This is a genomic window from Flavobacterium sp. EDS (genome assembly GCF_020991525.1).
Lineage (GTDB): Bacteria > Bacteroidota > Bacteroidia > Flavobacteriales > Flavobacteriaceae > Flavobacterium.
Genome location: NZ_JAJMOZ010000032.1, coordinates 1 through 5,269, shown reverse-complemented (window position 1 = coordinate 5,269; position 5,269 = coordinate 1). Strand labels below are relative to the sequence as shown.

The following is a 5,269-nucleotide window of genomic DNA, read 5'->3' as shown; positions in this document are numbered from 1 at the left end:
TAAGTGTTATTAATGCGATAACAGAAACAGAAGGGCCTATTAATGGAAGTGGAGGTGGAATAACCCGTTCATTGATAAACAATGATACTTTAAATGGTATAGCAGCAGTAATTGGAACCAATTCAGGTCAGGTAACACTTAGCCTAGTGAGTATTCCTACAGGATTAATATTAAACCCTGATGGTACGGTAACTGTTGGATTGAATACACCAGCAGGCTCTTATAATGTTCAATATACAATTTGTGAGGCAACCAATCCAGGAAATTGTGCTACGATAACAAGTATTATTAATGTTGTGGGAGCACTTATTGATGCAAATGATGATTCTGCCACTATAGTATCAGGATCAGTTGGAACAACTGGAATTATTGACATCTTTGGAAATGACACATTAAATGGAAGCTCAACAGGATTAAGTGAAGTTACACTTACGGTTGATACTCCAGATTCAACAGGGCATATTGTATTAAATGCAGATGGTAAAGTTGATTTGGCTCCAGGAACACCAGCAGGAACTTACCAGATAACATATACTATTTGTGAGAAATTGAATCCTGTAAATTGTTCAACAGCTTTGGTAACAGTAATTGTTAAGACCATTGAAGACATTGATGTCTATACTCATATTACGCCAAATGGTGATGGTGATAATGATGTATTCTATATAGATGGAATAACAAAGTTTCCTAATAACACTGTTGAAATTTATAACAGATGGGGAGTTATGGTATATCAGGCCAAAGGATATGATAATGAAACTATTGCTTTTAATGGGAAGTCTAGAGGAAGAACAACAGTAAATGCAAATGATAATCTGCCTGAAGGAACTTACTACTATATCGTCAGGTATGTGAAAACCGATGGGAGTACAAAAGAAAAAGCTGGATACTTATATCTGAACAGATAGATGGTAGGTCTATACAATTTTAAAAAAATGATTATGAAATTAAAATTAATTATACTAGGATTAGTACTCAATGGATTTGTTGCCAATGCCCAACAAGATGCACAGTACACTCAATATATGTATAATACGGCAAATATTAATCCTGCTTATGCTGGTTCAAGAGGTTGTTTGAGTGCCTTGATAATGCACAGGACACAATGGGTAGGGTTAGATGGGGCTCCTGTTACTAATACAGCAGCAATTCATACTCCACTAAGCACTTCAAAAAAGTTAGGCTTGGGAGTTAGTTTTGTCAATGACAGATTGGGGCCTTCAGACAATAATATTATCTCACTGGATTTAAGTTACTATATTCCAACCTCCGAAAGTTTTAAATTGGCTTTCGGGGTTAAAGGGACTGCAGATATGTTTAATGTTGATTTTAATAAGGTTAAATTATTCAACCCTAACGATAATCTTAATCGTAAAGATATTGACAATAGATTCTCTGGTAATATAGGGGCAGGTATTTTTTTGTATTCGGATAAAACCTATGTGGGAGTCTCAGTGCCTTACTTTTTAGAGAACAACTATTATGACAATGATATTCAATATGTGGCCAGTGAGCGAATGCATTACTATGTGATGGCAGGACATGTTTTTGATTTGGGAGGAGATACTAAATTTAAACCATCTATTTTAAGTAAAGTAGTTAAAGGAGCTCCCTTGCAGGTAGATCTTTCGGCAAATTTTTTATTCTTCGATAAACTGACCTTAGGTGCAGCATACAGGTGGAGTGCTGCTGTTAGTGGAATGGCAGGTTTTCAAATATCTAATTCATTGTTGATCGGGTATGCTTATGATAAAGAAACAACGCGTTTAGGGAATTTCAACTCTGGATCGCATGAAGTTTTTCTTCGTTATGAATTGTTTAAAAAATATGATAAAGTAGTCTCTCCTAGATTCTTCTAAAAATAACCTCTATGAAAAAAATTTATTTGATATGTGCTTTGTCCTTTGGATTGCATATGCAGGCACAAGAAGCAAAAATGGCAAAAGGAGTGGCTCAGTATAATGATTTAGCCTATGTTGATGCAACTCAAACTTACCTTAAAGTGGCTAATAAAGGATATAAGTCAAAAGAATTATTTCAGAAGCTGGGAGATTCGTACTATTTTAATGCCAATTTAAAGGAAGCTAATAAATGGTATGCTGAACTATTTAATCTTAATGAGCCAGTTGAGTACGAATATTACTACCGTTATTCACAAACATTAAAGGCTATAGAAGACTATAAGAAATCAGATCAGATTTTGGATAAGTTTCATGAGCTCTCAGTCAATGATATTCGTGGGAACTTGTATAATCAGCAGAAAGACTATAAGAAAATTATAGACGCAAATTCTGGGAGGTATGAAATTAAAACAACTGGGATAAATACCTCGCAATCGGATTATGGAACTGCTTTTTTTGGAGATAAAGTGGTGTTTTCTACTTCACGTGATTCTACAGGGGTTGTAAAGATACAGACCAAATGGACGAATCAGGCTTTTACTAATTTTTATGTTTCAGACAGAACAGATGATAATGATTTAGCTAATCCGAAACGTTTTTCAAAGGTTATTAATTCAAAATTTCATGAAGATACACCAGTATTTACTAAAGATTTGAAGACGGTATATTTTACAAGAAATAACTTTACAGATGGAAAAGTTGGAAAGGATGATAAACAAATAATTAATCTGAAACTTTACAAAGCTGTTTTGAAAGATGGAAAATGGGAAAATGTTGTGGAATTACCATTTAATAATGATTCTTATAGTGTTGCTCATCCGGCTTTAAGTCCTGATGAAAAAACTTTATATTTTGCTTCGAATATGCCTGGTACAAATGGACAATCAGATATTTTTAGGGTAAGTATCTTAGGGGATAATCAATATAGTAAACCAGAGAATCTCTCAGGGGGGATTAATACAGAAGCGAGAGAAACATTTCCCTTTATTACTAAAGATAATGAATTGTATTTTGCTTCTGACGGACATCAAGGATTAGGAGGATTAGATGTTTTTATAACTAAAATTAAATCTGATGGTACGATTGGCAAAATTGTAAATTTAGGAGCACCCATTAATGGTCCGATGGATGACTTTGCTTTTATAATTGATAATACAACGAGAAAAGGTTATTTCTCTTCTAATAGAGCAGGTGGTAAAGGGAGAGATGATATATATAGTTTTATCGAGAATAAACCTTTGATCTTGGATTGTGAAAGTGAACTAACAGGTATTGTAACTGATAAAGAAACAGGAAATATTTTGCCAGAATCTTTAGTCTCTCTATTTGATGAAAAGTTCAATTTGATTTCTAAAATGACTGCAGACGATAGAGCTGCCTATAAATTTATGGTGAGTTGTGGTAAAAAATATTATGTTAGAGCAGAGAAAATTGATTATGATACAAATGAGCAGACTGTTATAATTCCTGAATTAGAAACGAAGAAGTATGTTCCTTTGGCTATAACTAAGAAAATTAAAGAAATTAAGACTGGAACGGATTTAGCAAAAACGCTCAATATTAAGATGATTTATTTTGATCTTGATAAGTTTAATATCCGTAGAGATGCACAGGCAGATTTGGCAAAAATTGTTGAAATTATGAAAGAGTATCCAACAATGAGAGTAGACGTAAGGTCACATACAGATAGTCGTCAGACCAATGCTTATAATGATAGATTATCAAATGCAAGAGCAAAATCAACAATTGCTTGGCTTGTCAAAAATGGAATTCAGAAAGAAAGACTTTCTGGAAAAGGATATGGCGAATCGCAATTGGTAAATCGTTGTGCAGATGGTGTGGATTGTTCTGAAGAGGAACATCAAATGAACAGACGAAGCGAGTTTATTATTTTAAGAATGTAAGCTCAACTCATTTTATAAAAAGTTTAGAAGAATCCGTAGTTATTTTAAGTTTTCTTTTAAAGACACTTTGCAGGCATGTCTGCTTCATCAGTTTCTTGATCAGTTTTTCTGATTCATGAAAGCCTGAAGCTTCAAGCTCTCTTCTCAGCTTTTTTAATTGTTGACGTTTACTTTTCTTAGTTTGTTTAATCCAGCAACCCAATCTTCCTTCGTCAAGCTCGTTCTTCCATCTCTTGATATATTTTAGCACTTTTATTCAGTTCCCGAGTGGCCGGAATAAAGCTGTAGTATTTATTACTAAGGGATACAGCATTCAGCTTGAATTCTAATGTGTACGATTGCTTTGGTTTTTGCATTTTTTTGTTTTAAAAACCAAAGGTCTTCTATTTCTGTATGCAATTTTAAGTGGGAACTCCAATAGACTTATGATGCAATTTTCAATTCTTTTATAATAACAAAAGGTGTAACTTTGAAAAAAAACAACTATGAAAATCGCTAGAATTTTTAGAAACGTATTTATTACTATTTCTTTAACACTATTTATAACAAGTTGCAGTGTTCATACTGTTCATAATTCGTCTTCAAATTCGGGGAAGATTCCTCCTGGGCAGGCAAAAAAAATATCAGGAAGTAAGAGTGCAAAAAATTACGCACCTGGTCAGCAGAAAAAAAGATAAGCAGTTTTTGTAAGTAGACTCCTTATTTAACTAATATGTAGATCTGTTTTTTAATTGAATAGGTTTTGTGTCGAGGAATAAATTTTAGAGAATATGATTAAATATTTTATTCATAAAAATTAAAGGGGTACTTATTAAGTACCCCTTTAATTTTTACAATTTAATGTTTTCTATGCCCATGCCCATGTCCATTATTTTTATGTTCTTTATTATTTCCTTTACCTGGTTTTAGACCAATAGTTTTTTGTGGTTTACCTTTGTAGCCTTTACCATATTTTACTTTATGAGTTTTATAGTTATCATATGGAGAATCACCTCTGTAATTGGTAAGAACAACTTTATATTCATTGTAAAGATCATAATTTCTATAGTTTCTAGGAAGGCTCCTTGCTCTTGTCCATTTTCCATTACTAATATAAATGTAACTAGATGCATTAATATCATAATACATTTCAAGATCAGGAAGATAATAATAGCGTACATCTGTATAACCTACAGGACCCCATGCAGGTGGAGTTCCAATATTAACATTAACTGATACTTGAGCATGTAAAGAACTTATAGTAATGAAAAATATACTTATGAATAAAAGTTTTAAAGATTTCATGGTTTCAATTTTTTATTAAATTAATAATGCACTGATAAGAACAAAAACCGAACCTAAAATTGTTTTTTCACAAATATTTATCATAATGCTGTAATAATAAATTCGCTTCGTCTGTTCATTTGATGTTCAGCTTCAGTACATGGTACGCCATCAGAACAACCGTTTACAAGTTGTGTCTCC

5 protein-coding genes are annotated in these 5,269 nt (G+C 32.9%); 4 read left to right on the top strand and 1 reads right to left on the bottom strand.

Going from position 1 to position 5,269, the window contains the following annotated elements; translation table 11 throughout:
* The 4 genes from LPB87_RS20490 to LPB87_RS20475 form a co-directional block, all read left to right on the top strand.
* Positions 1–908: gliding motility-associated C-terminal domain-containing protein (locus LPB87_RS20490; protein ID WP_230729209.1), on the top strand; the 908-nt coding region annotated here is incomplete at its 5' end.
* A gap of 33 nt (positions 909–941) precedes the next feature.
* The gene (locus LPB87_RS20485) at positions 942–1,859 is read left to right on the top strand and encodes a type IX secretion system membrane protein PorP/SprF (protein WP_230729208.1); all 918 of its coding nucleotides are present in this window, start codon (positions 942–944) and stop codon (positions 1,857–1,859) included.
* An 11-nt stretch (positions 1,860–1,870) separates the two neighbouring features.
* A complete protein-coding gene (locus tag LPB87_RS20480; RefSeq protein WP_230729207.1) occupies positions 1,871–3,805 on the top strand; it encodes an OmpA family protein in 1,935 nt (644 codons plus the stop codon).
* Between the two features lie 485 nt (positions 3,806–4,290).
* The gene (locus tag LPB87_RS20475; protein WP_230729206.1) at positions 4,291–4,482 is read left to right on the top strand and encodes a hypothetical protein; all 192 of its coding nucleotides are present in this window, start codon (positions 4,291–4,293) and stop codon (positions 4,480–4,482) included.
* 160 nt (positions 4,483–4,642) lie between these two features.
* Here LPB87_RS20475 and LPB87_RS20470 read toward each other — a convergent pair whose 3' ends face one another.
* On the bottom strand, positions 4,643–5,089 hold the full coding sequence (locus LPB87_RS20470; RefSeq protein WP_230729205.1) for a hypothetical protein: 447 nt from the start codon (positions 5,087–5,089) through the stop codon (positions 4,643–4,645).
* Positions 5,090–5,269: the final 180 nt, after the last annotated feature.

Bases quoted from the DNA above. Each gene is read 5' to 3' on its own strand.
- LPB87_RS20485 (WP_230729208.1), top strand. From the start codon at position 942: ATGAAATTAAAATTAATTATACTAGGATTAGTACTCAATGGATTTGTT.
- LPB87_RS20480 (WP_230729207.1), top strand. From the start codon at position 1,871: ATGAAAAAAATTTATTTGATATGTGCTTTGTCCTTTGGATTGCATATG.
- LPB87_RS20475 (WP_230729206.1), top strand. From the start codon at position 4,291: ATGAAAATCGCTAGAATTTTTAGAAACGTATTTATTACTATTTCTTTA.
- LPB87_RS20470 (WP_230729205.1), bottom strand. From the start codon at position 5,089: ATGAAATCTTTAAAACTTTTATTCATAAGTATATTTTTCATTACTATA.